26 protein-coding genes and 2 pseudogenes are annotated in these 25,992 nt (G+C 46.0%); 2 read left to right on the top strand and 26 right to left on the bottom strand.

What is annotated here, in order from left to right:
• Positions 1–83 precede the first annotated feature (83 nt).
• On the top strand, positions 84–1,406 hold the full coding sequence (locus tag ACZMB2_RS08840) for a sodium-dependent transporter (protein ID WP_487596455.1): 1,323 nt from the start codon (positions 84–86) through the stop codon (positions 1,404–1,406).
• A 4-nt stretch (positions 1,407–1,410) separates the two neighbouring features.
• The gene (locus tag ACZMB2_RS08835) at positions 1,411–2,769 is read left to right on the top strand and encodes an MATE family efflux transporter (protein WP_487596454.1); all 1,359 of its coding nucleotides are present in this window, start codon (positions 1,411–1,413) and stop codon (positions 2,767–2,769) included.
• Here ACZMB2_RS08835 and ACZMB2_RS08830 read toward each other — a convergent pair.
• From ACZMB2_RS08830 to ACZMB2_RS08705, 26 genes and pseudogenes are all read right to left on the bottom strand, one after another.
• Positions 2,766–4,043, bottom strand: a complete 1,278-nt coding sequence (locus ACZMB2_RS08830) for an L-cysteine desulfidase family protein (RefSeq protein ID WP_487596453.1) — start codon at positions 4,041–4,043, stop codon at positions 2,766–2,768. The two genes, ACZMB2_RS08835 and ACZMB2_RS08830, sit on opposite strands and share 4 nt — an antisense overlap.
• Positions 4,044–4,090: 47 nt before the next feature.
• Positions 4,091–4,825: a tRNA pseudouridine(38-40) synthase TruA gene (gene truA / locus ACZMB2_RS08825; protein ID WP_487596452.1), complete on the bottom strand. Its 735-nt coding sequence runs from the start codon at positions 4,823–4,825 to the stop codon at positions 4,091–4,093.
• Positions 4,825–5,574 (bottom strand): annotated as a pseudogene (locus ACZMB2_RS08820) (D-alanyl-D-alanine carboxypeptidase family protein); the annotation flags it as partial. The pseudogene ACZMB2_RS08820 and the gene truA, both read right to left, overlap by 1 nt.
• 18 nt (positions 5,575–5,592) lie before the next feature.
• Entirely contained in the window at positions 5,593–6,009 is a 417-nt protein-coding gene (locus ACZMB2_RS08815; RefSeq protein ID WP_487596451.1) for a hypothetical protein, read from the bottom strand.
• A 163-nt stretch (positions 6,010–6,172) separates the two neighbouring features.
• Complete coding sequence (locus ACZMB2_RS08810; RefSeq protein WP_487596450.1) at positions 6,173–7,885, bottom strand: peptide ABC transporter substrate-binding protein; 1,713 nt, start codon at positions 7,883–7,885, stop codon at positions 6,173–6,175.
• 70 nt (positions 7,886–7,955) lie between these two features.
• Positions 7,956–8,969: an ABC transporter ATP-binding protein gene (locus tag ACZMB2_RS08805; protein ID WP_487596449.1), complete on the bottom strand. Its 1,014-nt coding sequence runs from the start codon at positions 8,967–8,969 to the stop codon at positions 7,956–7,958.
• 1 nt (position 8,970) lies between these two features.
• Positions 8,971–9,984, bottom strand: a complete 1,014-nt coding sequence (locus tag ACZMB2_RS08800) for an ABC transporter ATP-binding protein (RefSeq protein ID WP_118769530.1) — start codon at positions 9,982–9,984, stop codon at positions 8,971–8,973.
• A 16-nt stretch (positions 9,985–10,000) separates the two neighbouring features.
• The gene (locus ACZMB2_RS08795; RefSeq protein WP_487596448.1) at positions 10,001–11,347 is read right to left on the bottom strand and encodes an ABC transporter permease; all 1,347 of its coding nucleotides are present in this window, start codon (positions 11,345–11,347) and stop codon (positions 10,001–10,003) included.
• Between the two features lie 2 nt (positions 11,348–11,349).
• Positions 11,350–12,297, bottom strand: a complete 948-nt coding sequence (locus ACZMB2_RS08790) for an ABC transporter permease (protein WP_118769528.1) — start codon at positions 12,295–12,297, stop codon at positions 11,350–11,352.
• A 199-nt stretch (positions 12,298–12,496) separates the two neighbouring features.
• The gene (gene pepT, locus ACZMB2_RS08785) at positions 12,497–13,735 is read right to left on the bottom strand and encodes a peptidase T (RefSeq protein WP_487596494.1); all 1,239 of its coding nucleotides are present in this window, start codon (positions 13,733–13,735) and stop codon (positions 12,497–12,499) included.
• A 12-nt stretch (positions 13,736–13,747) separates the two neighbouring features.
• On the bottom strand, positions 13,748–14,656 hold the full coding sequence (locus ACZMB2_RS08780; RefSeq protein WP_487596447.1) for a DUF975 family protein: 909 nt from the start codon (positions 14,654–14,656) through the stop codon (positions 13,748–13,750).
• Between the two features lie 22 nt (positions 14,657–14,678).
• Positions 14,679–15,143 (bottom strand): HD domain-containing protein, encoded by a 465-nt coding sequence (locus ACZMB2_RS08775; RefSeq protein WP_487596446.1) that lies wholly within the window; start codon positions 15,141–15,143, stop codon positions 14,679–14,681.
• A 70-nt stretch (positions 15,144–15,213) separates the two neighbouring features.
• Complete coding sequence (gene rlmH, locus ACZMB2_RS08770) at positions 15,214–15,693, bottom strand: 23S rRNA (pseudouridine(1915)-N(3))-methyltransferase RlmH (RefSeq protein WP_487596445.1); 480 nt, start codon at positions 15,691–15,693, stop codon at positions 15,214–15,216.
• A gap of 72 nt (positions 15,694–15,765) precedes the next feature.
• Positions 15,766–17,235, bottom strand: coding sequence for a stage IV sporulation protein A (spoIVA, locus tag ACZMB2_RS08765; RefSeq protein WP_487596444.1), 1,470 nt, complete (start codon positions 17,233–17,235; stop codon positions 15,766–15,768).
• Between the two features lie 77 nt (positions 17,236–17,312).
• Positions 17,313–18,521, bottom strand: a complete 1,209-nt coding sequence (locus tag ACZMB2_RS08760; RefSeq protein WP_487596443.1) for an NADP-dependent isocitrate dehydrogenase — start codon at positions 18,519–18,521, stop codon at positions 17,313–17,315.
• A 27-nt stretch (positions 18,522–18,548) separates the two neighbouring features.
• On the bottom strand, positions 18,549–19,229 hold the full coding sequence (locus tag ACZMB2_RS08755; RefSeq protein WP_308459312.1) for a GntR family transcriptional regulator: 681 nt from the start codon (positions 19,227–19,229) through the stop codon (positions 18,549–18,551).
• Positions 19,230–19,335: 106 nt separating this feature from the next.
• Complete coding sequence (locus tag ACZMB2_RS08750) at positions 19,336–20,004, bottom strand: ABC-2 transporter permease (RefSeq protein ID WP_487596442.1); 669 nt, start codon at positions 20,002–20,004, stop codon at positions 19,336–19,338.
• 1 nt (position 20,005) lies between these two features.
• Positions 20,006–20,851: pseudogene (locus ACZMB2_RS08745) on the bottom strand (ATP-binding cassette domain-containing protein).
• Entirely contained in the window at positions 20,851–21,225 is a 375-nt protein-coding gene (locus ACZMB2_RS08740) for a GntR family transcriptional regulator (protein WP_487596441.1), read from the bottom strand. The pseudogene ACZMB2_RS08745 and the gene ACZMB2_RS08740 overlap by 1 nt, the downstream one beginning before the upstream one ends.
• 193 nt (positions 21,226–21,418) lie before the next feature.
• Positions 21,419–21,811: a hypothetical protein gene (locus ACZMB2_RS08735; protein ID WP_487596440.1), complete on the bottom strand. Its 393-nt coding sequence runs from the start codon at positions 21,809–21,811 to the stop codon at positions 21,419–21,421.
• Between the two features lie 98 nt (positions 21,812–21,909).
• A complete protein-coding gene (locus tag ACZMB2_RS08730; protein ID WP_487596439.1) occupies positions 21,910–23,085 on the bottom strand; it encodes a CapA family protein in 1,176 nt (391 codons plus the stop codon).
• 56 nt (positions 23,086–23,141) lie between these two features.
• Positions 23,142–23,819, bottom strand: a complete 678-nt coding sequence (locus tag ACZMB2_RS08725; protein WP_118769921.1) for a TIGR00266 family protein — start codon at positions 23,817–23,819, stop codon at positions 23,142–23,144.
• 34 nt (positions 23,820–23,853) lie between these two features.
• Positions 23,854–24,552, bottom strand: coding sequence for a DUF975 family protein (locus ACZMB2_RS08720; protein WP_487596438.1), 699 nt, complete (start codon positions 24,550–24,552; stop codon positions 23,854–23,856).
• Positions 24,553–24,735: 183 nt separating this feature from the next.
• On the bottom strand, positions 24,736–25,059 hold the full coding sequence (locus ACZMB2_RS08715) for a hypothetical protein (protein WP_487596437.1): 324 nt from the start codon (positions 25,057–25,059) through the stop codon (positions 24,736–24,738).
• A 16-nt stretch (positions 25,060–25,075) separates the two neighbouring features.
• Positions 25,076–25,417, bottom strand: coding sequence for a hypothetical protein (locus ACZMB2_RS08710; RefSeq protein ID WP_487596436.1), 342 nt, complete (start codon positions 25,415–25,417; stop codon positions 25,076–25,078).
• Between the two features lie 47 nt (positions 25,418–25,464).
• On the bottom strand, positions 25,465–25,941 hold the full coding sequence (locus ACZMB2_RS08705; RefSeq protein ID WP_487596435.1) for a coiled-coil domain-containing protein: 477 nt from the start codon (positions 25,939–25,941) through the stop codon (positions 25,465–25,467).
• Positions 25,942–25,992: the final 51 nt, after the last annotated feature.

The raw sequence follows: 25,992 nt of genomic DNA, 5'->3' as shown, positions 1-25,992 counted from the left end.
TGATGCTCTTTTTCATTTACTTTCCGACTCCAATCATGTATCATAGATACATTGAGTTTATGAATGCGAGGGACGAATAACAAATGAAAAAAAGAGATTCTTTTAACAATAAATGGGGATTTATTCTGGCCTGTATCGGCTCTGCCGTGGGTATGGGCAATATCTGGATGTTTCCAACCAGAGTCTCCATGTACGGAGGCGGTTCCTATCTGCTTCCGTATTTTCTTTTTGTGGCACTGATCAGTTTTACCGGAGTCATCGGCGAAATGAGTTTTGGGAGAGCAGCCCGCTCCGGTCCTGTAGATGCATTTGGTTATGCGTGTGAAATCAAAGGGCACCGCAGTACAGGAGAACTTCTTGGATACATTCCTGTACTCGGCGCCCTTGCCATGGCTATCGGCTATACTGTTGTCATGGGATGGATTCTGAAATATATGGTTGGTTCCTTCACCGGAGCTACTCTGGCGCCATCTGACGCAGATGGATTCGGAGCAGAATTCGGGCAGATGGCCAGTTCCTTTGGAAATAATGGCTGGCAGATTGTTGCGCTGCTCATTGGTATGATCATCCTGATGTTTGGTATCGGTCAGGGTATCGAGAAAGCCAACCGGATCATGATGCCGGTTTTCTTTATTCTGTTCGCTATTCTTGGAATCTATGTAGCATTCCAACCAGGTGCTATCGATGGTTACCGGTATATTTTCCGAATTGATCCGGTTATATTAGCAAACCCGAAAACCTGGATTTTTGCTCTCGGACAGGCATTTTTCTCCCTGTCCGTTGCCGGGAACGGTACACTGATCTATGGCTCCTATCTCTCTGATGAAGAGGATATTCCGGCGGCTGCCGGACGTGTTGCCCTATTTGATACCATTGCAGCTCTTCTTGCAGCCATTGTTATCATTCCGGCTATGGCAACCATCGGTGCACAGCTTGACCAGGGTGGACCCGGACTGATGTTCATCTATCTGCCGGCTTTGTTTAAATCTATGCCCTGTGGTCATCTGATTGCCATGATCTTCTTTGTGGCTGTCTTTTCCGCCGGGCTGTCCTCACTCATTAACTTGTATGAAGCGCCCATTGCAACCATCCAGGAAAAGCTTCACCTTGGAAGAAAGACTTCCTGTACTGTGATTGCTGTATTTTCACTGATTGTTTCCATCTGCATTCAGGGCATCGTATCCGACTGGATGGATGTGCTGTCCATCTATATCTGCCCGCTGGGTGCAGGACTTGCCGGAATCATGTTCTTCTGGATCTGTGGCAAATCATATGTGAATGTGCAGGTAAATAAAGGTAGGGACAAACCCTTTACCGATCTGTTTCTTCCTGTCTGCAAATATATTTACTGTCCGCTATGTGTACTTGTACTGATACTGGGAATTTTACTTGGAGGAATTGGTTGATCCTATGAGTCGCACAAATGATCTGGGACGGGACGAAATTTCCCGGCTGGTAATACGGCTGGCCATCCCCACAATGCTGGCGCAGCTGGTAAATGTTTTATATTCCATCGTGGACCGCATGTATATTGGAACCGGTGTCGGCGATCTGGCACTGGCCGGTGTCGGCATCTGTGCGCCGATTGTCACTCTTCTGGCATCCTTCGGCTCCATGGTCGGTCAGGGCGGCGCACCAATTATGGCAATGAAAATGGGAAGCGGCAATGAAAAAGAAGCCCATCAGGTACTGAACAACGGATTTTTAATGCTTCTGATTCTGTCTGCCGTACTGACCAGCTTATTCCTACTCAGCAAAAATACACTGCTTATGTGGTTTGGCGCCAGTGATGCGACTTTTTCTTACGCAAATACCTATGTGACGATTTATACGGCCGGAACCTTTTTCGCACTGATCTCCGGTGGCATGAACAGCTTTCTCATTGCTCAGGGCTTTTCCGGCCTTGGCATGGCGACAGTCGTCATCGGAGCAATCCTGAATATCCTTCTGGATCCGCTTTTCATCTTTGTCTTCCATATGGGCGTTGCCGGAGCTGCCATTGCGACGGTCATTTCTCAGATCGTCTCCTGTCTCTTTGTACTTGGCTGCCTGTTCAGCAAACGGATGCCGGTACGGCTTGGTTGGGGCGATTTTCATGTAAGCGTCATGAAACGAATTGTCACCTTTGGTTTCTCCCCGTTCCTGATTCTTGCCAGTGACAGCATTCTGCTCATTGTGCTGAACACCGTGCTGCAGCGTTACGGCGGTCCGGGTGAGGGTGATACGCTGGTCACCTGTGCAACCATTGTCCAGAGTTATCTTCTGCTCATCACCATGCCCATGGGCGGCATCACCCTCGGCAGCCAGCCGGTGGTCAGCTTTAACTATGGAAAAGGTGATGCAGAGAGAATCAAAAAAGCGATTCTGTGCATCACCGGACTATGTTTATCTTTCTGTATTCTGATGACCATTGTGACCTGGACCGTATCCCCAGTCTATGTACGGCTCTTTACAGAAGATCCTGTGATCTTAAGCCGTTCCGTTCCGTATATTAAGCGGTTCACCTTTATGATTATCCCGCTGGCTGTGCAGTATCCGCTGGTGGACGAGACTACCGCCCTCGGCAAAGTGAAGCTGGCACTCTTCTGCTCTGCTTTCCGGAAATTTGTGTTCCTCAGCGGACTCATCCTTCTGCCTGCCCTGCTCACCGCAGATGCTGCCTTCTTCTCAGAACCGGTGGCAGATGTGGTGTCCGCCACCATGACCAGCTGTCTGTTCTTTCATTTCTTTCCGAAAATACTGAAAGAGCGGGAGAAAATTACGATTTAACATCCAATCATAATCTTAATGATCTCCTGATTGGTCTCTTTCATTCCATCTTTTGCAAGACGGCCTACGTTCTGGATATTGGCTTCCACGCCTGCTCCAACCAGGCCGTCTCCTGCGTGGAATTCCTGCCCACACATGTACATATCGTATCCCATAATGCCTGCTTCCACTGCAGTTGCAATCTTTGCAGCGCAGGAAGCTTTTGCGCCGTCACAGACAATACCGGATACAATGGCAAGGGCATTGACTACTGTATGAATCAGCACTTTGTAGTCTCCGCCTTTTAAGTAGGAAATACCAGCTCCGGCGCCTACGCCTGCACTGATAGCGCCGCAGAATGCGGAAAGTCTTCCGATGGGCGTCTTCTGATGAATTGACGTCAAATTGGAAAGCGCCAGGGCGCGATACATCTTCTCTTCGGATACACCCAGTTCTTTCGCATAGATCACAACCGGAACAGATGCGGTGATCCCCTGATTGCCGCTGCCGGAATTGATAATTACCGGCAGCTCACAGCCGTTCATTCGGGCATCGGATCCGGCGGCAGCCATGGCACGGGCATGGTTGGCAGTCGTATGTTCTTTGGATTTCCAGATGACTTTTCCGATATTAGCACCATAATCGTTCGTCATTCCTTCTTCTGCAATGGCCATATTCATACGAAGCTGCGGCTCCAGTATCGGTTTTACATCTTCTATATCTACCGTATTGATAAACTCCCAGATATGCTCCATATCCAGAAGACTCCGGTCCGTCAGATTATTTTCCTCTTCTCCCGATACTGGAATATTTTCAAGGATCTCTCCGTTTTTCTCAATTCTTACAATATTAGTATGGTAATTAGCAATTCGCACCTTTGCAGAATCTGCGCCTGCATGAACGGTTACCTCAATATCAAAAGTAATACCGCTTTCCAGATGCTCCACTGTAATGGGGGTCTGTTCCAGAAACTGTTTGATCTCCTCAACCTGTTCCTCTTTTACATAGGAAATGACTTCCAGTTTCCTTTCCGCATCCCCCGCCACAATTCCTGCTGCCGCTGCTGCAGGAATTCCTTTCAGATGTCCGGTATGCGGTACGATTACGGATTTTACATTTTTGATAATACTTCCACTGGCTGCCACTTCTACTTTATCAGGCAATGAACCCAATGTCTTTCTTGCAACTGCTGCCCCATAGGCCAACGCAATTGGTTCAGTACATCCCATTGCCGGCACCAGTTCTTCTTTTAAAATCTGTAAGTATGCGCTGTATCTCAGATCTGTGTTTTTCATCCTTGATAGCTCCCTCCCGATCCATCATTCTTTTGGATCCTGTATATTTAGTATTCCACACTCTCCAGTGTCAGTCCTTCCGGCGGCATGAGCCGTCCGGCTTTTGTTCGATCCTGACCTTCCAGAATCTCCGTCATTTCTTCCGGTTTCCGAAGTCCCAGTCCCACTTCCACAAGTGTACCGGTTAGAATGCGCACCATATGGTAAAGGAATCCGTCTCCAGTATAGGAAATACGAATCTCCTGCCCCATTTTTCCGATCTCGATCTTCTCAATGGTACGTACCGTAGACTTTTTAAATTTTTTCAGGGAACAGAATGCCCGATAGTCGTTAGTTCCGCACAGAAGCGCTGCCGCCTGTTCCATGGCATCAAGATCCAGCGGCTTCTGGATCCAGGTGGTAAATCTTCTGCGGAATACATTTTTGACCGGTGCATTCCAGATCCGGTAGACATAGGTCTTTCGCACGGCATTCAGTCTCGCATGGAACCTGGGGGCTGCCTCCTCCACAGAAAGAACTGCAATATCTTCCGGCAGATATTCATTCATATATCGGCAGATTTCCTCTGGTGAGTCTTTTGTCTTACATCGAAAACTGATGACCTGCCCGGCAGCATGAACACCGGCATCCGTTCTTCCGGAACCGTTCACTTCCACCGGCTCTTCTGCCATCTTCGTAAGCAGAGCTTCCAGCTTTCCCTGTATGGTATTTTCGGTATTTCCCTGGGTCTGCCATCCCCGGTAACGGGTACCCTCATACTGTAAAATTGCTTTATAATTCATTATTTCGTATACTCCTGATAAACTGCCACATGGTCGTAAATACATCTCCAGCTGCTGTGAGCATTGGCGGTGACACAGATATAATGTTTGCCGCTGTCTGTCTCTTCATAGCTGGCTGCACAGTTTCCGGATTGAGCTACGAATCCGGTCTTGGCGCAGACGACGGTTCCCTTGGTATCCTTGTCTTCGATTCTTCTTAAAAACCAGTTGGAAATAGTGATTCCTTCCGGGTGCTGCTCCGTTGCACTGGTGGTATAAGTATGTGCTGTCAGCACTTCTCTTGCCAGATCATTTTCCACCGCTGCTTTTAAAATCATGGCCATGTCATAGATACTGCAGTAATGATTCTCATCATACAGTCCCACACAGTTGGTAAAATGTGCCGTATCGGACAATCCCAGCTCCGCAAGCTTCTCATTCATCATATTTACAAAAGAATCCATGGAACCAGCCACATAGCAGGCAAGACCTGCCGCCGCATCTCCACCGGAGGGAAGGATCGTTCCGTAGAGAAGATCCCGGACGGTTACCGTTTCCTCATCCAGAAATCCCACTGCACTGCAGTCATGGGAATAACTGAAATCCGTAATCTCCTTGGTAATGGTATAGGTATCATCAAGATCGGTTACATGTTCTGCCGCTACCAGAACTGTCAGAATCTTCGTCATGGACGCCGGATTGATCCTGTCATAAGCACTTTTCTGGGAGACAATCGTATTGTCATCCAGATCCACTAATAATGCATAGCTGCTCTGAACAGAATCGCTTCAAAGGTAGGTGGTGCTGTCTGTCTCCTGTGCATCGTATCCAACAGCAAATGGCATGGATGACGTCTGTGCCGGTGCAGTTTCTTCTGACTGTTCTATTTCCCCGGAAACCTGTTCCTCATCTTGTGAAGCGACCTCTGTCTCATTTTCCGAAGTTGTTTTGGCACCGGAATCTGACAATGCTTCTGTTGTCTGTTCCTGCACCGCTTTTTCATCTCCTTCTGAAAGCTGTGCCTTTCCTGTCCGTCCGGCCATCAGCCAGATCCCTGCCACAATCAGAATCACAGCGCAGCATCCCATGCCGCCCATCACCAGCATCCGCTTCTTTCTTTGTCTCTCACGGGCCCGCTTCCGGTTCTCTGCCCGTCTGCGTTCCCTTTCTCTTTGTCTCATATGATCTTCTTCATAATCACGCACGCTGGTGCCTCCATCTATTTGAACTTCCTGTCTATTTTAGCATCTAAGGACTCTTTTGTCTGCTGTTTTATGAAAATCAGCACAAAAAAACACAGACCGGACAAGTTTTTCCTGTCCGGCCTGTGCCATGATTTTTACGATCTTATAATCTTAAATCAGATTATTAGTTCTGCTGGGTATATCCGAAGAAGAAATATCCAAGCGGAGTGTAGTACATACCACTGATATTGTCAGACAGCATATACGGGTTGGTATAGAAGTAGATCGGTGAAAGAACGCTGTCCTGTCCGATGAGGAGATCCTCAGCCTTATGGAAAGCAGCCATACGCTCAGTCTGGTCAGATGTAGCTTTTGCTGCGTCGATCAGAGCATCATACTCCGGATTAGAGTACTGTGCATCATTGTTTCCACCGCCGGTATACCACATATCCAGGAAAGAGCACGGATCATTGTAGTCAGCAATCCAGCCGTTACGTGCGATCTGGAAATCTCCGTCTTTTCTGCTCTTCAGGAATACGTTCCAGTCCTGATTGCTCAGGTTAACGGTTACGCCCAGCTCGGTCTGCCACATGTTCTGCAGTGCCTCAGCGATTGCTTTATGACGGTCGTCAGTGTTGTACATGTACTCAACAGCCGGGAATCCCTCTCCGTTCGGATATCCAGCCTCTGCAAGAAGCTCACGGGCTTTGTCGCAGTTTGCCTGATAATCGTCAGCGGATACGCTGTAGTACTCGCCACCTACAGTACGGAAATCATCACCGTTAGCGCCCTCTGCATCATATACACCAGACGGAACATATCCGGTAGCCGGAACCTCACCGGACTGAGATACGTTCTCTACGATGTAGTTACGATCGATAACCAGAGAGAATGCCTGACGAACCAGCGGGTTGGAGAATACTTCATCCTCTGTGTTGAAGCATACATAGTAGGTTCCGATGTAGGGAGCTACCGTGATCTGTCCGGATGCGAGATAGTTAGCCATCTCGTCAGTCGGGAAGTTCATGATGAAGTTCAGCTCACCGCTGTTGAATGCTGCCAGCATAGCGTTGTTGTCATCCAGCAGGGTGTATTTGATGGTGTCCGGACCAAGTTTCTCATAATCATAGTAAGTCTCACTCTTCTCGGTAAGAATGTATGCATTATGGGACCACTCAACCATTTTATATGCACCGTTTCCGATGTAGGTCTCCGGGCTGTAAGTCCACTCTTCATTTCCTTCTACAATATCCTGACGAACCGGGAAAGTAGCCGGGAATGCCATGATCTCCTCGAAGTACGGGCAATCATAGGAAAGAGTAATCTCAAGGTTCTTGTCATCAATGGCTTTGATTCCAAGAGTATCTTTGTCTGCAGATCCGTCTGCAACTTCTGCATATCCCTGTACCATATCGATCATATAGCAGTAGTCTGCAGCAGTAGCCGGATCAGCCAGACGTTTCCAGCTGTACTCAAAATCGCCAGCAGTTACGTCTTTTCCGTCAGACCATTTGATACCATCACGCATTTTGATTGCGTAAGTAACGGTACCGTCATCATTCACGGTCTTCTCCCAGGACTCAGCCTGTCCAGGAGCAAGCTCTGCTTCTCCGCTTCCGTTGTCGACCCATTTTACAAGGCCCTCGAACATATGATTGGCCATAATTGCTCCGTCAACAGCAGAGTTCAGAGCCGGGTCAATGGTCATCGGCTCAGATGCCAGGCAGACTGCCAGGTTATATCCATCGGCGGATGCAGTGGTATCTGCTGCTTCAGTAGTAGTACTGCTGTCTGCTGCAGATGTGTCGTTAGTGGAGCTGCTGCTTCCGCAGGCTGCTACAGATACTGCCATAACAGAAGCCAGTGCCAGTGCCAGAAACTTTTTCGTATTTTTCATAATACGATCCTCCTTTATATTCTTCGCGTGAAAACACGCATGTATCAAAAGAACTTACGTTCTGATACTCTTATTTATCCAGAAGATGACATGCGGCCCAGTGTCCCGGCTCGTGTTCTTTAAAGGCCGGCATTTCCATGCTGCAGCGCTCGGTCGCATAAGGACATCTGGTATGGAAACGGCATCCGCTTGGCGGATTCATCGGACTCGGAATATCGCCCTGAAGGACGATTCTCTGTCTCGTTCTGGAAAGCTTTGGATCCGGTACCGGCACTGCGGAAAGCAGTGTCTGGGTATACGGATGAATCGGATGGCGGTTCAGCTCATAGCTCTCGCCAAGCTCCACCAGGGAGCCTAAATACATAACACCGATCCGGTTGGAAATATGGCGGACAACGGATAAGTCATGGGCAATGAACAGATAGGTCAGTCCCATCTCTTCCTGCATGTCCTCCAGCATATTTACCACCTGGGACTGAATGGATACGTCCAGTGCGGAAATCGGCTCGTCACATACGATAAATTCCGGTTTTACTGCCAGGGCGCGGGCAATTCCCACACGCTGCTGCTGTCCACCAGAAAATTCATGAGGATAACGGTTGGCATGCTCGGTATTCAATCCAACTTTGCCAAGCAGTTCTTTGATCATATCGGAACGGTCCTTTTTGGACTGGGCCAGCTTGTGAATATCAATAGCCTCTCCGATGATCTCTCCTACAGTCATACGCGGGTCGAGGGATGCGGAAGGATCCTGGAAAATAATCTGCATCTTTCTGCGGTACGGCAGCATATTAACTGCCTTTTCTTTTCCCAGCGGTTTGCCATCTGGCCCCAGCGGATTGTCATAGATCGTCTCTCCATCATATACGATCTTACCACTAGTCGGCTCATGAAGGCGGATAATGGTACGGCCAAGGGTCGTTTTGCCACATCCGGACTCTCCTACCAGACCAAGGGTCTCTCCCTTTTTGATAAAGAAAGAAACATCCTGTACCGCCTGTACACCGGGTCCTTTCATTCCCTTTACCGGGAAATATTTTCTTAAGTTATTAATCTCAAGAAGAATCTTGTCTTCATTTGCCATCTTACTTCTCCTCCTTGTTCATCTGCTCCTGAACACGCAGCCAGCAGGCAGAACGATGATTCTCTCCTACTTCCACATAAGGAGGCATTTTCTTCAGGCAGATCTTCATGCAGTGTTCGCAGCGGGGAGCAAAGGGGCATCCTTCCGGCGGGTTCAACATATCGACCGGTGATCCCTCGATCGGAATCAGACGCTCATAAGATTCTGCATCCACACGGGGCATGGAACGAAGAAGTCCCATGGTATAGGGATGGGCCGGTTCATAGAAAATATCGTCTACCGGACCCTGCTCAACAATTCTTCCTGCATACATAACAGACACCTTGTCGCAGATATCTGCTACGACACCCAGGTTATGGGTGATGAAAATAATACCCATATGGGTCTTTTTCTGCAGATCTTTCATCAGTTCCAGAATCTGTGCCTGGATCGTAACGTCCAGTGCGGTAGTCGGCTCATCGGCAATCAGAAGCTGCGGATGGCAGATCAGACCCATGGCGATCATAACACGCTGGCGCATACCACCGGAGAACTCATGAGGATACTGTTTCATACGCTTTTCCACGTTATTGATGCCCACCATCTCCATCATCTCCATGGCACGCTTCTCTGCGTCTGCCTTGGAAATGTTCTTGTCATGAGCTCTCAGCGCCTCAACCAGCTGGTTTCCGATGGTGTATACCGGATTTAAGCAGGTCATGGGGTTCTGGAAAATCATAGCTACTTTATTTCCACGAAATGCGGTCATTTGTTCTTTCGTATAACTTAATACATCTTCCCCTTCAAAAGTAATGGAACCTCCAGTTACTTTTCCCGGGGACTGTAATAATCCCATAATGGAATAGGCTTCCTGGCTCTTTCCGGAGCCGGACTCACCTACAACCCCCATGACCTCACCGTAATTCAGGTCATAAGAGATGCCTCCAACTGCTTTTACTTCTCCGGCAGGAGTGAAAAAAGATACGCGAAGGTCTTTTACTTCCAGTAATTTTCCTGTTTTATTCGTCTCTGACATATTCGCTCCTCCCTTCTTATTTCTTCAGCTTCGGATCCAGTGCATCGCGAAGTCCATCACCAAACAAGTTGAACGCCAGAATCATTACACTTAAGATCACGGACGGAATGATCAGACGATAAGTATAAGTATACATACCACTTAATGCATCCGTTGCCATGGAACCAAGACTTGGCAGCGGTGCGGATACACCAACGCCCAGATAGGAAAGGAAGGACTCCAGGAAGATTGCTGACGGAATCTGCAGGCATGTCGTAACAACAATCTGTCCGATACAGTTCGGCAGCAGATGCTGACGGATAATTCTTCCACCGGAAGCACCCAGTGCACGGGCTGCGGTTACATACTCCTGCTGTTTCAACTGCAGTACCTGGCCACGGATAATACGGCTCATGGTTACCCAGTACAGCATACCAAATGCAATAAACATGGAAATCAGATTCGGTCCCATAGTGTTGACAAACTCTTTCATAGGACCGCTTCCTGTATTTACAAAATTCGTCAGGATTGGTTTCAGTGCTGTCGCAATCAACAGAACAACCAGCATTTCCGGTACAGAATAAATTAACTCTACAATACGCTGCATGACTGCATCCACTTTACCTCCACAGTAACCGGAGATGGAACCGTAGAGGGCACCGATAAAAAGTACCAGCAGCGCCGCACAAATACCAACTGCCATGGATACACGCGCTCCATACATCACACGGACCAGAATGTCACGGCCATACATGTCGGTACCGAACACATGGGGAAATACTTTTTCCCCTGCTGCTTTTCTCTGCAATTCTTCGTTGGAATAGCCAAACAGTTTTTTCTTAATGCCAAGTTCCTTGCGGACAGTAGCCGGATCGGTATCCTCGTGCTCACTCTGTCCCTGAGAAGCTACCTTTGCTTTTGCACGGATCATGGCAATGTCTACACTGGAAAGAGTCTCGCCTTTGGCTTCTGCCTCTGCCTTCGCATTCTCAATCAGCGTATCTACGTCCATAACTTCAGACTCGGATCTGGCTGCAATCTCTTCATCCAGACGGGTCTGATCTTCCAGGGCATAATGGTACGGGTACAGATTTTCTGCTCCTGTACTAAACTGATCATAACCATAGGGAACCAGGAATGGTCCCACGAATGCAAACAGGAACAGGAAAATAATAACTCCCAACGCAATCATAGCTACGGTATTTTTCTTCAGACGTCTCCAGGCATCCTTCCAGTAGGAAACACTCTGACGATCCTGAATGAAATCATCTCTTTCCTGCTGACTTGCCGGTTCGAAATCTTCCGGAGTCAGCTCCGTAAGAAGGGATTCAATATCCGGCTGAAGGCTGACGGGACATCGCTTTATCTTATTGTCTTCTGCCATAGTTACTCTCCTCCCTTGCCAAGGCTGATACGCGGGTCAGCCACTTTATAAAGAATATCCACTACTACATTCATCAGAATAATAAATGTTGCAAGGAAAATCGTGGTACCCATGATAACCGGGTAGTCACGGTTCTGGATGGACTGTACGAAATAACGTCCCAGTCCCGGAATGGAGAATACACTCTCCACTACAAAACCACCGCACAGAGTAAATGCAACCTGCGGTCCCAGATAGGTAATTACCGGAATCAGGGCATTTCTGAGGGCATGTTTGAAAATAATCTTGCTGTTTTTCAGACCCTTTGCTCTCGCTGTCTTAATATACTCCTGATTCAGAGAATCCAACATGGCAGATCTGGTCTGACGTGCCGTATAACACATCGGGTAAAATCCCAAGGAGAAACACGGAAGTACATAGGTCCTCCATCCTGCCGACGCATCAAAAATGGTCGGGAACAGCTTGAATCCGGAAATACCTCCTGCCATGGTTACCAGAAGCACAGAAGCAACCACGAAACTCGGCATGGAGATTCCAAGGGTACAGACAACACGGAGAATACTGTCGGTCATTTTTCCCCTCTTAAATGCTGCCAGGCATCCCAGCGGCACGCCTACCAGTACTGCCCATGCCAGCGCAATGGCACCGATCTTTGCAGACACCGGGAACATCTCAAGAATAATGCTCAGAACCGGACGATTCTTCTGCATCTTCAGGGAAACGCCGAAATCACCATGTGCAAGGTTGCCAAGGTATTTGAATAACTGAACGTATACCGGCTGGTCCAGTCCGTATTTGGCATTCAGTGCAGCCAAAGTCGCTTCCGTCGGACTTTTCTCACTTAACCAGGGACTTCCCGGGACTGCGTTCATCAGAAGGAAGGTCAGACAGGTTACCAAAAAAATGGTAACAATTGCCATTCCAAGTCTTTTCGCAAAATATTTGCCCATTTTATCACCTACACAAAAATTTTTTTGGTCGTTATTCGCGAAAAAACAGCCCCGTATCTGTTGTCAGGTAAGGGCTGTCTTCAAAAAACGAACCATATTAGATATTATACCATCAAATTATAGAAATTTCAATGTTACGTTCTGCTAATTTTCGTCATTTTTGCATGGTATGATTTTACATTTCTGTAAATTCTCACAATTATTTGGCAGTTACAAACTGTTCTACAACTCGAAGCAGCATTTCTGTAATCTTCTCCATGGACTGAACAGGCACATATTCATATCTTCCATGGAAATTGTGTCCGCCTGCACAAAGATTCGGGCAGGGAAGTCCCATAAAGGAAAGTCTGGCTCCGTCAGTGCCGCCGCGGATCGGACAGATCTTCGGTTCTGCGCCCACCAGCTTCAATGCTTTGGATGCAATTTCGATGAGTTCCATGTGAGGCTCCATCTTTTCCTTCATATTATAGTAGGAATCCGTAATCATCGCATCGACAGTTCCTTCTCCGTACTTGCGGTTCAGATAGGCAGCCGCCTCTTTCATCAATGCTTTTTTCTCTTCGAACTTTGCTCTGTCGTGGTCACGGATGATATATTTCATGACAGTCTCTTCCACATCGCCTTTCATCTCATCCAGATGGAAAAATCCTTCATAACCGTCGGTACAGACCGGATTAGCATAAACCGGAAGCAAGGACTGCAATTCCATACCAATAAGCAGCGAATTCTTCATAGCTCCTCTTGCAGAACCAGGATGGATGCTGACACCATGGATGGTAATTTTTGCACCCGCCGCATTGAAGTTCTCATATTCAATCTCTCCCAGCGCTCCACCGTCTACCGTATAAGCCACATCTGCCCCAAATCCTTCCACATCAAAAAGATCTGCGCCACGGCCTACTTCCTCATCCGGTGTAAACGCGATACAGATTTTTCCATGAACCAGTTCTGGATGTTCCAAAATACAGGCTGCCATGGTCATGATCTCTGCCACACCTGCTTTGTCATCTGCTCCCAGAAGCGTTGTTCCATCGGTAGTAATCAGGTCCTGTCCTACATAATCAAGGAGTTCCGGATACTGTACCGGATCAAGAGTCTGTCCTGTCTGTTCATTCAGAAGAATTGCTTTTCCATCATAATTTTTCACTATTTTTGCTTTGATATTTGCACCGGGAGCAGCTGGTGCCGTATCGATATGAGAAATAAAACCCACTGCCGGAATTTTTTTATCTGTGTTAGCCGGAATATAACCATATACATAACCATGCTCGTCCATCCGAACACCAGATACCCCCATATCTTCCAGTTCCTCTTTTAATATGGCTGCCAGCTTCAGCTGTTTCTCCGTGCTCGGGATCTGTTCCTGCTCATCTAAGGATTGGGTATCTACGGATACATATCTGAGAAATCGTTCTGTTACACCTGTAATATTATTTATCATATCATCCTCCTACTCCTCATCCCAGATATCGGTATCCTGGAAGGGATGTTCTTCTTTCTTTTCTTCTTTATAATGAAATGTTTCTGGCTGTTCCTGTCCGAACGGCTGCTCCGGTTCTTCCTGTCTGTCATAGTTCCAGGAATATGGCTCCGGTTCTTCCTGAACCTCATAAGGATTGCTGTATCTTGCCTCGGAAATTTCCCGGTAAAATGCAGCCCTTGCTGCCTCCCGATAGGGATGAACCCATAAATCTCCGATATTCAGCGTCAATACCGCGAGAATATCCCATCCGATAAAGCTTAATTCCAGACAAAACAGTCGGAATTTATTGCCTCTCATCATTTTCTTGGATTCCGTAATGGCTTCCATCACAGACAGTTCCATATTTTCCGCCAGAATATACGGCGTCATGGAATACCGGTAACTGGCAATGATTCCCGGAATGACAAATAACAGTGACCACAGAAATACCATCATTCCCTGGAAGAACTGCATGCAGAAACCTTCCCAGAGACGGTGAATGTGGGAAAAAATGTCTGAAAAATGCGGATCCCGGTCGTCTACTAGATTTAGATTGAACTGTGCATAGCCAAGGGTAACGGCACCTCCCACAATCAGATTGACCAGAAGCCAGATCAGCAACACCACACCCATCCCAAGAAGCCATGGCAAAATATTCTGCACAAATTGGTCACTATTCAGAAAATCCACGATTTTCTGTGCCTGCGCCTGTGCTGCCTCATAATCTGCCGTTGATACATCACTGTTGGTGGAGGAATAGTTCAAACCACCTCCTGCGGTAATGGCTGTGGATGCACCCAGAAGGCTTGCCACAAATCCGGCTCCCACTGCCATGCCCCAACGGCCTCTTAAGCTGTCTCTTGCAATTTTACGAAAGTCTTTTGCTAAAATTGTCATTTGTATTGAATTCCTCTCTTTTTTATACGCCGACTGTCTCTATGACAGAACAGCACTTATCTGCCAGACACACAATGGCTGCTTCCCTGCTTTCTGGCATATGCCGGAGGGTCAGCGGCCACATGTGGCTTTCGATAATGTGTTTTTCTTTTTCGTTGATTTCGAAAATCTTTCTGGCATTTCCTGCCGCCCGGAAAGGATGGGAAAATCCGTGCCATCGATGCCAGGTACTTTTCTCATGCCAGTCATATAGATAGAAGTCGTGCAGCAAAGCTCCCACTAATAATGCTTTCTCATCCGCATGCAAATGAAAGTGTTTGTTCAGCCAGTAGCTTAACCGCACCACATTCATGCTATGCTGATAAGTAGAAGTATGCCCGTGCTGCACGAATTTCTGCATAGACTGTACTTCTTTTTGTACCTGGTATGTTTTCAGAATCTCATGTATGCGCTTCCGATCTCTGGAAGTCAGGTGTATTCCCAGCATTTTATGGCACTCCTTTCTTTCACAGAGTGTATTGTATCATTAACCGTAGGGAGATTCAACGGTTGTTCCCTTATTTGTGGTAAGGTTCATGATTGCGGATCCGGAAACTCCGGTAAACCTGTTCCAGCAGAATCACCCTCATGAGCTGATGGGGAAAGGTCATTTTGGAAAAACTAAGCTTATAATCCGCCCGTTTCAGCACCGTAGGCGCCAATCCAAGGGAACCTCCAATCAAAAAGACCACATGGCTGATGCCGCCCACATTCCACCGTTCCATCTGACCTGCCAGTTCCTCGGAATCCAGCATCTTTCCATCAATGGCCAGAGCCACCACAAAAGCTCCATCGGGAATCTTCTGTAAAATCCGTTCGCCTTCTTTTTCTTTGATCTGCAGTTCCAGACCTTCGCTTGCACCATCCGGCGTCTTCTCATCCGGCACTTCAATAAGATCCAGCTTGCAGTAGCGGCTGAGCCGTTTGGCATATTCCTCTATCGCTCCGGTAAAATATTTTTCTTTTATTTTTCCAACGGAAATGACTGTAATTTTCATAAAAGTCTCTTCTTTCTCAGTAACTATTCAGAACGCATGTGCATAGCTCTGAATAGTTACAGTATACCATATTTATATGATAATGCATACCAGTCCACCGTTGGAATCATTTACAATCTTCTGCATGGTATCCTGCAGTTTCACCTGGCTCTCCTCTCCGATCTGGTAAAGTTTGCTGCGAATTCCGTCCTCCACCAGTTCTTCGATGGTCTTTCCGAAAATATTGATCTGCCAGATTCCTTCTTCCTGCTTTCTGCCATCCTGAATATACTGGATCAGGTCCTTCGCCTGCTCCTCGCTTCCAACGATCGGTGCAATTTCTGTCTCGATATTGGCCCGGATCATGTGCACCGATGGAGACAAGGCCCGAAGTTTTACTCCAAATTTTCCACTCTGATGAATGAGCACCGGGTCTTCCATACGGATTTCATCTTTCTCCGGCAACACCATTCCATAACCTTTCTGGCGCACCGTATCCATAGCTTTCATGACTTTTCCGTATTTCTTCTGCATAACGGACAGTTCTTTTAACTGCTCCATAAGATCGTACTCGTCTTTCAACTCCATGCCCGTCAGCTCTGTCAGCATTTCATAATAACAGCTCTCTTCCATCTCTACAGAATAGCTGGCTCTTCCTTTATTTAATGCCACCTGATCAAGCTTTATTTTATGAATGCCCGGTCCTGTACAGTCTGTAGAAACAGCACCAATATCCCGCAATACCCGGAACTGATCCATCATGGAACGCACCTTTTCAATGAGTTCCTGCTTCACTGGATGGTCCGTCGGAAGCATTTCCACCCAGCGGGGCATATGAAATTCTACTTCCACCAGCGGGAATTCCAGCAGCACCTGTTCCAGAATCATGGTAATGTCTTCTTTTTTCAACTGCTCACAGTTTACCGGAATTACCGGTACATTATATTTGTGGTACAGTTCTTTTGCTTGTTTCCGTACAGGATCGCTGTAGGGTTTGGTTGTATTTAAAAGAACCACAAAAGGTTTCCCTATTTTTTTCAGTTCTTCCACCGTTCGTTCCTCCGGCTGCCTGTAATTTTCTGCCGGAATCTCGCCGAAGCTTCCATCGCAGGTCACCACAATTCCGATGGTGGAATGTTCGTGAATGACCTTATAGGTCCCAAGCTCTGCCGCTCTGGTAAATGGAATCTCATCCTCATACCAGGGGGTCTTCACCATACGTTCTGTATTATTTTCCAGGTGTCCGGCTGCTCCTTCCACCATATATCCCACACAGTCAATGAGACGAATTTTCACGGCAATGCCGTCTGCAATCTGGATTTCCACAGCATCTTTTGGCACAAATTTGGGTTCCGTTGTCATAATGGTTTTGCCTGCTGCCGACTGAGGCAGTTCATCCGTTGCCCGGTCCCGTTCATGAGGATCTTCCATGTGCGGCAGCACCAGCATATCCATAAACCGCTTGATAAACGTGGATTTTCCGGTGCGGACAGGTCCCACTACCCCTATGTAGATTTCGCCGCCCGTTCGTTCTTTGATATCCCTGTATAAATGATTTTCCATACAAAAAACCCTCCCACATTTGTACTAAATATATGGGAGGGTTCGTATTTTTATTCATATGACCGCAAAAGCTCTTTTTACAGCGCTGCTTCCACTTCTTTTCGGATCTCTTTAATAAAATCAGAAGAATTCAGAACCTGCGGATTCGGAAGGCTGGTAATCAGCGCCAGATCCTTGGTCATTTTTCCGGACTCAATCACTTTCAGGGAAGCCTGCTCCAGCACGTCTGCAAAATGCATCAGTTCCGGAATTCCGTCCATCTCGCCACGTTTCCGTAAAGCACCGCTCCATGCGAAGATGGTCGCCATGGGATTGGTGGACGTCTCTTTTCCTTCCAGATGCTGATAATAATGTCTCTGTACGGTTCCGTGAGCTGCCTCAAATTCATAATATCCTTTCGGAGATACCAGAACGGAGGTCATCATGGCAAGAGAACCGAATGCCGTTGCCACCAGATCGCTCATGACATCACCATCATAGTTCTTGCAGGCCCAGATGAAACCGCCCTCGGATTTTACAACTCTGGCCACTGCATCATCGATCAGTGTATAGAAATAGGTAAGTCCGGCTGCCTCAAACTGCGCCTTGTACTCTTTTTCATAGATTTCCTGGAAAATATCCTTGAAATGATGGTCGTATTTCTTGGAAATGGTATCTTTCGTTGCAAACCATACATCCTGCTTTGTATCAATGGCATACTGGAAGCAGCTGTGTGCAAAGCTTTCAATGGAAGCATCCAGGTTATGCATCCCCTGTACCACGCCTGGTCCTTTGAACTCATGTACCAGAACGGAAGTCTGTGTGCCATCCTCCGCTGTATAGACCAGATCCACCTTGCCCGGTCCCGGAATCTGCATCTCAGAAGCTTTATACACATCGCCGTATGCATGTCTTGCCAGTGTGATCGGTTTCTTCCAGGTCTTTACATAAGGCTCTATTCCCTTGACAATGATAGGAGCACGGAAAACGGTTCCGTCCAGAATCGCACGGATGGTTCCGTTGGGACTCTTCCACATTTCCTTCAGATCATACTCTTTCACACGCGCTGCATTCGGGGTGATGGTTGCACATTTGACAGCTACACCGTATTTCTTTGTTGCCTCTGCAGCGTCTATCGTGATCTGATCGTTCGTCTCGTCTCTTTTCTTCAGTCCCAGATCATAGTACTCGGTTTTCAGATCCACAAAAGGAAGTAATAACTCATCTTTGATCATCTGCCAGAGAATTCTGGTCATCTCGTCTCCGTCCATCTCTACCAGCGGGGTCTTCATCTCAATCTTTGCCATGGAAATCATGTCCTCCTCATTCTGCAGTTATAATATTTTCTCCAGTCCGTATGCCTGAATACTTTCAATGGTATGTTTTACATGCTCCTTTGCCAAAGCTTCCGCCTTATCAGGATCCTTCTCTTTGATTGCTTCAAAAATTGCCCTGTGTTCTTCCGTGGATGTCACGGAACGGCTGCTGGTGGAAATGGTTGCTTTTCTTACCATCTTCACATAATCGTGAAAATCTGACAGTATATGATTCAAAATCCGGCTTCCTCCTGCTTCATAGAGCTGCTCATGAAACAGGCTGTCCAGCTCATAAAGCTTTTCATAGTTCTTTTTACTGGTATGGTATTCCGACAGACACAGCGTTTCTTCCATAGAATCCAACTGTTCTGCCGTAATAGACTGGGTTGCCCATCTGGCACATAATCCTTCCAGCATGGAACGGATCACATAGATATCCTGTACATCCTTTGCGGTAATCATATTGACATAAGCGCCGCGGTTGGGAATAATCGTCACCAACCCTTCTAACTCCAGCTGTCGAAGGGCCTCTCTGACCGGTGTTCTGCTCACGCCAAGTTCTGCTCCGATAGCTGCTTCTTTTAATTCTGTATTCTGCTCATAACGTCCGCTCAAAATATCTTCCCGAATACTCTGAAAAACTCTTCCTCTGAGAGAATATTTATCACGTCCGTCTTTTTGACCCTGTGTACTGCTCATGTTAGTTGTTCCATGTCCTCCTCAGTTTTGCATTATTGTATACAATCTAACTTCGTATACATTTTACCATGTTAGAGGAAGATGTCAATGAGTTTGCGTAATTTAATTAAAACTCCCGGTGTTCCATGATTTTTACAGCACAGAGATAAGCCATTGCCATGACTCCAAGATACAGAACCATCCCCATTGCTATAAACGGGAAACGATTGCGCCCCATCATTAACAACATCTGCTGGAACCATTCATTTTCCATCAATGCTACATTCCATTTTAGTTTGAAAAATGCAATCGCTGCAAAGAAGATGCAGGCCAGCATTCCGGTATAGATGCCTCTTCCTTTTTCGGCTCCATAATAGAAGATAACCGGAAGGCAAATACCAAGAAGCAGAACTGCCAGCATGGCTACAGACAGGCTGGAAATCAGATATTCTTCCAAACCATCTGCATTTTGAAAAAATGCGCCTACAATTCCTATTAAACTGCAGATTCCCCATACCATGCAGGACATCAGGATACCAAAACAATATTTTTCCTTCACATAAGTTCGCCGCTCTACCGGCAACACCAGAAGGTATTTGATTCCATTGTCATACTCATCATAACTGACCGTGCTGATTGTAAAAATAGTCGTCATCATAATACTGTAACTGGCTGCAAACTGAGGAAAGCTGTCACCCTGTAAAAAAGAGCATACGATCATAAAAACAGCAATTCCGAGAAGTGTTTTCCCTTGTGTAATCATCAGTCTTCCGTCTTTGATCAATAATCCTTTCATCTTACTTTCCCTCCACCATCATGGTCATGATCTGATCAATGGTTCCTTTTTCAACAATTATCTGCGGCCAGTTTTCCTGATAAAAATCTTTCTGTCCAGTCAGGCAGGCATAACCATAATCTTCTTTTTTCACTCGAAGAAGATATTCTTTATCAAGAGTGTCATACTGTTCCGTTGTTACCTTCAGAATTCCATACTGTTCCAGAAGTGTATCCACATCTTCATGAAGAATGATCTTTCCTTGATTCATCAGATAAACATCATCACAGAATCCCTCCAGATCACTGGAAATATGGGAACTGATGAGAATCGACCGATCTCCCGGCATCATAAATTCCCGCAAAAGATCAAGAATCTGTTCCCTCACCATCACATCCATCCCTGCTGTGGGCTCATCCAGAATAAGAAGTCTGGCATCTCCATTGGCAACAGCTGACAATACTTTCAGCTTTGCTTTCATGCCTGTGGAAAAATCTTTTAATTTCTTATCCATCGGCAAATGAAATTCCTCACATTTCTTTTGAAACCAGCCTTCATCAAATGCCGGATACATATTTTTTAATACGGCAATCAGATCTTTTCCCATGAGGTATCCGGAAAATCCAGCATCTTACCAGACCACGCCAATCTTCCTCCGGTCTTCTGCCGTAAACTCTGAAATCTCTTTTCCAAAGATCTCGACCCGTCCGGCCTCCGGCTTTGCCAGTCCGGTGAGCAACCGAAACGTGGTACTCTTGCCAGCTCCATTAGGGCCGATCAAGCCAGTTACCATACCTTCCTGCACCTCCACAGAACAGTCCAGGTGAAAGTTTTTATATTGTTTTTCTGCTTGTTCCAGTCTGATCATTACGGTTCCTCCAATACCATCTGAAATAATTCCAGCAGTTCCTCCTGCTCCATGCCGCAGCTTCTGCCCTTTCGGACTGCTGCTGCCAGTTCCTCCTCGACTTCTCTCCGCCTCTCTTCCAGGTAAATGTCTTGTCCGGAACAGGTCACGAAGCTGCCTTTCCCGTGAACAGTCATAATGAAGCCTTCCTGCTCCAGTCCGTCATAGGCCTTTTTAACGGTCAACGCACTGACCTTCAAATCCTTCGCCAGTGCACGCACCGACGGCAGTGCCTCCCCTTCTTTCATAGTTCCCTTTGCGATTCCGGAACGAATCTGTCCCATAATTTGTTCATAGATGGGCTCCATAGAAGAATGATTGATAATAAACTGCATCTTCTTCCCTCCTGTCTATAAACAGTATATAACAGTTTATAACTGTTGTCAACTGTTATATGGTGTTTATTCATTGTTCTTCGCAGATAAAAAGGCAGGCTGTGATTTTCTGTCACAACATGCCAATGTTACTAGTTTTTTACTGCCTCCATTATATATTCTGCAGCAGCCCCTTTTTATCTTACTTCATTCTTTACATCGATTCAAAATCCAGTCGGATCAATCGGTTTCCATCCTCATCCTGGGGTTTTCTCATGAAAACCAGGTCCATATCCCTGGCCTGGAATTCCATCACCGCCTGTTCCGGCAGAATGGTTCGATAGCTTTTGGGCCAATGTCCTCCACAGGGAATGGCATAGTCATTCTCCGGATCCCACAGTATCAGAGATACCACTCTTGCATGACATGCTTTGATTAATTCAATCGTCTTTTTTAATCCCAAGTATTCTGCAGCCAGATTGACCAACACAACTTCTGATTCTTTCACGGAAGGATTCCTGTAATCCAACTCATAAATACTATAAGCCTCATCATTATATTTCTGCAGCTGCTGGCTATGCATATCATTCAATAAAGTCTGTACCATCTTTCTCCTCCTGCCCTTTTCTTTCACATATATTCGCCTTTTTTATTTATCTATATATTAGACAATTTATGTATCAGAAAAGTTTCACAGGAAATAAATTATATTTGCTCAAGGATATAATTTTTTACATTTTCCAGCTTACTGTTTTTCCATTCTTTTTCTTTTTCTTTTTCTGCCAGTGGGCAGACAATGGCAAAATCCAGTGCCTCCCCGATGACGCGCCCGCTTCTTCTTGGATTGGAGAAATTTTCCTTCCATTTTTCTTCGGAAGCATTGGCATACTCAGCTGGATTCAGATAAATCTGCTGCCGTTTGGTGGCACTGATAAACATTTTTGCCGCAAGGGGCTCCAATTTTAAGTACTCTTCTTCCTGTACATCTTCAAAAATGCGTGGAATCTCGCCCTGTACCACATGCTCCGGTCCACGCTCAATTTTAATTCCAAACGGTTCAAAGGAAAAATCCTCTTCTGTAAAATGTAATTTCAGCAAAAGACCAATATCCGTATTGAACTGTGCCCGCTGATAATCCGTATCAAATATGAAATTACCCAGAGAATAGAAAATTGCCTTCTTATCAAAGGTCTCATAGTTCATGGGCACATGGGGATGATGGCAGACCACCACATCCGCACCCATCTTCAGATACTCCAGATACCGATCTCTTGTATAAGGCGTCGGCAGGGATGTGAATTCCTCTCCTCCGTGAGACACAATCACGCACCAGCGGCAGGTCTTTTTGATTTCATTGATGACGTTTTGAATGGTCTCCATATCCGCCCAGTTGAGACACCCGGCTTTCTCCTCCCCTGCTGGTTTGCATCCCCTCTGATATCCCACGCCGAACATTCCAATTCCACCTGCATCCGGCAGAATCAGAGGCTTCTTTGCTTCCTTCAGATTCATGCCCGCACCGATCGTCTTTACTCCGTGTTTTTCAGCCTGTTCCAGGGTACACTTCATGCCCATTTCGCCTGCATCCATAATGTGGTTGTTGCAGATATTCCAGATATCCGCCTTCATCTTCTGAAGCACTTTGATTGCTGCCGGATTCATGGTATGCATGAGCTGCTGTACCCCTTCCGTCGTCGTATTGGATGCCTGATCCACCAGCGGGCCCTCTACATTTGCAATGACATGATCCGCACTGTGAAGAAAGGCAAGTACTTCCTCTGATAGCAATTCCTCGTCATCCCATTTTCCTTCCATGTAGCGGTCAAATCCGATATCTCCTGTAAATACCAATGTCGTTTTATCACGTTTTATCCCTGACATAAAATAAACCTCCAAACTGATAGGTCTATCTTACATCAGTCTGGAGATTTAATCAATTAGTTGTTTCCTGTCGGAATATACGGTTTGATTGCCATAGCTACATTGTAAAGAGGCATGGTCTGAAGCCAGATTTTACCCGGTCCGGTAAGTACCGTATTAAAGAAGCCTTCACCGCCAAGCAGTTTATTTTTCAAACCTTTTACCTGCTGAATATCCATCTTTACACTGGTCTCAAAACCGAGGACATTACCAGTATCTACGACGATCTGCTGGCCTTCTTTTAATTCGTAAGCTACCAGCTCGCCATCCACCTCTGCAAATGCCGTTCCATTTCCGGACAGCTTCTGCATAATGAATCCTTCACCACCGAAAAATCCGGCACCCAGCTTTTTGTTAAAGTGTATGCTTAATTCTACTCCGGCCTCTGATGCGAGGAAAGCAGATTTCTGAAGAACAAATTCTTTTCCCGCAGAGATTTCCAGAGGAAGAATTTTTCCGGGAAAACTGGATCCAAATGCAATCAGTCCCTTTCCGTTTGCAGTATAAATATTCTGAAAAAGGTTCTCACCGGAAAATGCTTTGGAAAACATCTTTCCAACACCGCCTCCTGAGGTTGACATCTCCATATTCGGAGACATCCATACCATGGAACCACTCTCTGTAATCATTTTTTCGCCATCTTCCAGCTTACATTCTACAACCGGAAAAGAGCCGCCTTTGATTTCATATTGCATATGTTATTCCTCCTTCTATTTAATGTTCTGCTCTTTACTGTGCATCCTTTAATGTCTGGTAAAGTTCTGCTTTTGTCAGATTCTGATAAGGAGCAACAAACAGGACATTCAGAATTCCAAGTGTAATGCCTCCAAGAATACTCCATCCAAGGAAGGAAAGATCCAGCACGAAGGCTTTCCATTTGTTTCCGGTCATCATCTTTTTGCTCAGGGCAAATACCTCTTTTCTGCTCATATCCGGATTCTCAGCCAGAATAAACGGCACCATCATATATTCATACATTTTAACAATACCCGGAATAATCAGCAGAACAGACCACAGACAAATAAAAACAGTTCTTACAAACATGATTCCACCAATATGTCCATATCCATTTTTAAATGAATAAAGGACGTCACCAAGTCCTGCTTCCTGATCCTCAACTGCATTGACAAAAAAATTCTGGCAGCCTACATGAAGTGGGTTCCACAAAAAGATCGTCAGAAGAAGACCAATCAGCATGGAAATCAGAATTGCTCCTGCTACCACTCCGATAATCAGTAAAAAAGTAGAACCATCCATTCCTGCAAATGCATCTTTTGCATTACTCAGTTCATCAGATGCCTCTCTTCCTGTACTGGCTGCACCTGATCCAGTAATAAAAAGGAAAATCAGACTCACAATCACTGACTTCCAATAGTTTTTTTTGAGCACAGATTTTGCATTTCTTTTCAAATCTGTTCTTGTCCACATAACACATTTCCTCCTGTACGTTTCATTTTCTTACAGCATACACTGATAACCGCATCTGTACAGCACCATTATACTACATTTTCGGTGTTTTCTTTTTTAAATTTTCTTTAAATATCTGATAATTGTCTTAAGACAACCGCACGGCATGCATTGGTCCAGTGATTACACAGCTGTCTCCAGGATTCAGCTTTTAAAAAAACGGAACCATCCGGTCGTTACATCATCCGCAATGCAGCGAATTTCCATCAGCTGCTCCAGACCAAGACTGTTGATCGTCACCAGAAGATATGGGTGTAATTCTTTATCCAACGCCATCTGATACTCTATCTGTTCACTCTTTAACAAATCCATAACCGGATACAGTCTGCCAAGCAGAACCGGTCCCAGATCATCTGCAGTGTCTGCCCGGATTCCTGTTTCTGCTTCTTCCTCCTCAACGGAAAGCAGATCCAGATTCTGATCCACCCAGAGATATCTTACCGCCGGAACAGATTCTTCTGCCTTCATAAATTCCGGTTTATATTCATGAGGTCTTTCTATCTGAAAAATAACTGCATAAATACAGATGATATACCAGCATCAGTTCATCGGACATCAAAAAAACCAGAAAATTGCTGATCCGAACCATCCAGTAGCCAAGGATCCCTTCATTTCCTCTGAATGTCCACGCAATCGAATCCATACTCAAAAGTACTGCAACAGAGCAGTCCAGAATCATTAAAAGTTTTCTTTTCCCAAGCGGAAAGTTTTTACTCAAATGCATGCAAAAAGCCATAATCAGGCAAAAAATAGCTCCCCAGATTTCCAGCGATACGTGCATGGATCGCATTGTAAACAGTGTTGGCATCTCTTTTCCTTTCTCCATTTTATAAAGAAGGACCGGCATAACTGCCGATCCTATTATATATTTTTTTATGCAATTTTAAGTTTATCACGAATTTCACGAATATCAAGTTGTAATCCCGATACTTTTATATCCAGCAATGTATATTCAGAGCGTCGGACCCGCACCATATCAAGTTTGCGGGACAGATCCAGATGCCCTTCTGCAATCTTGCAGATATTGGGGCGCAGTTCATTCTCCATCATACATTCGATTCGATCTGTCTTTCTGCTAAGACTGTCTACATCCGTACGCAGTTTCTCCATTCCGGTCTGCAGCTCTGTCACATCTTTCCTCAACTCGGTCATTCCCACCTGCAGCTCTGTCACGTCTTTCCTCAGCTCCGTCATTCCCACCTGCAGTTCTGTCACATCTTTCCTCAGCTCTTTCACTTCAACCTGCAGTTCCGTCACGTCTTTCCTCAGCTCTTTCACCTCTTCACGTACAGGTTCAATTGCTTTCCTGACAACTCCACCAATCAGTTCCAGATCTCTTTCCGTTAGCATACCTTTCTCCTTCTTTTCTTTAGCGATATGTTTTAATTATTTCAATTGCTA

The sequence above is a fragment of the Hominiventricola sp. genome (assembly GCF_057604405.1).
Note: the sequence above shows the minus strand (reverse complement) of the source record. Positions and strands in the feature narration are given on the sequence as shown.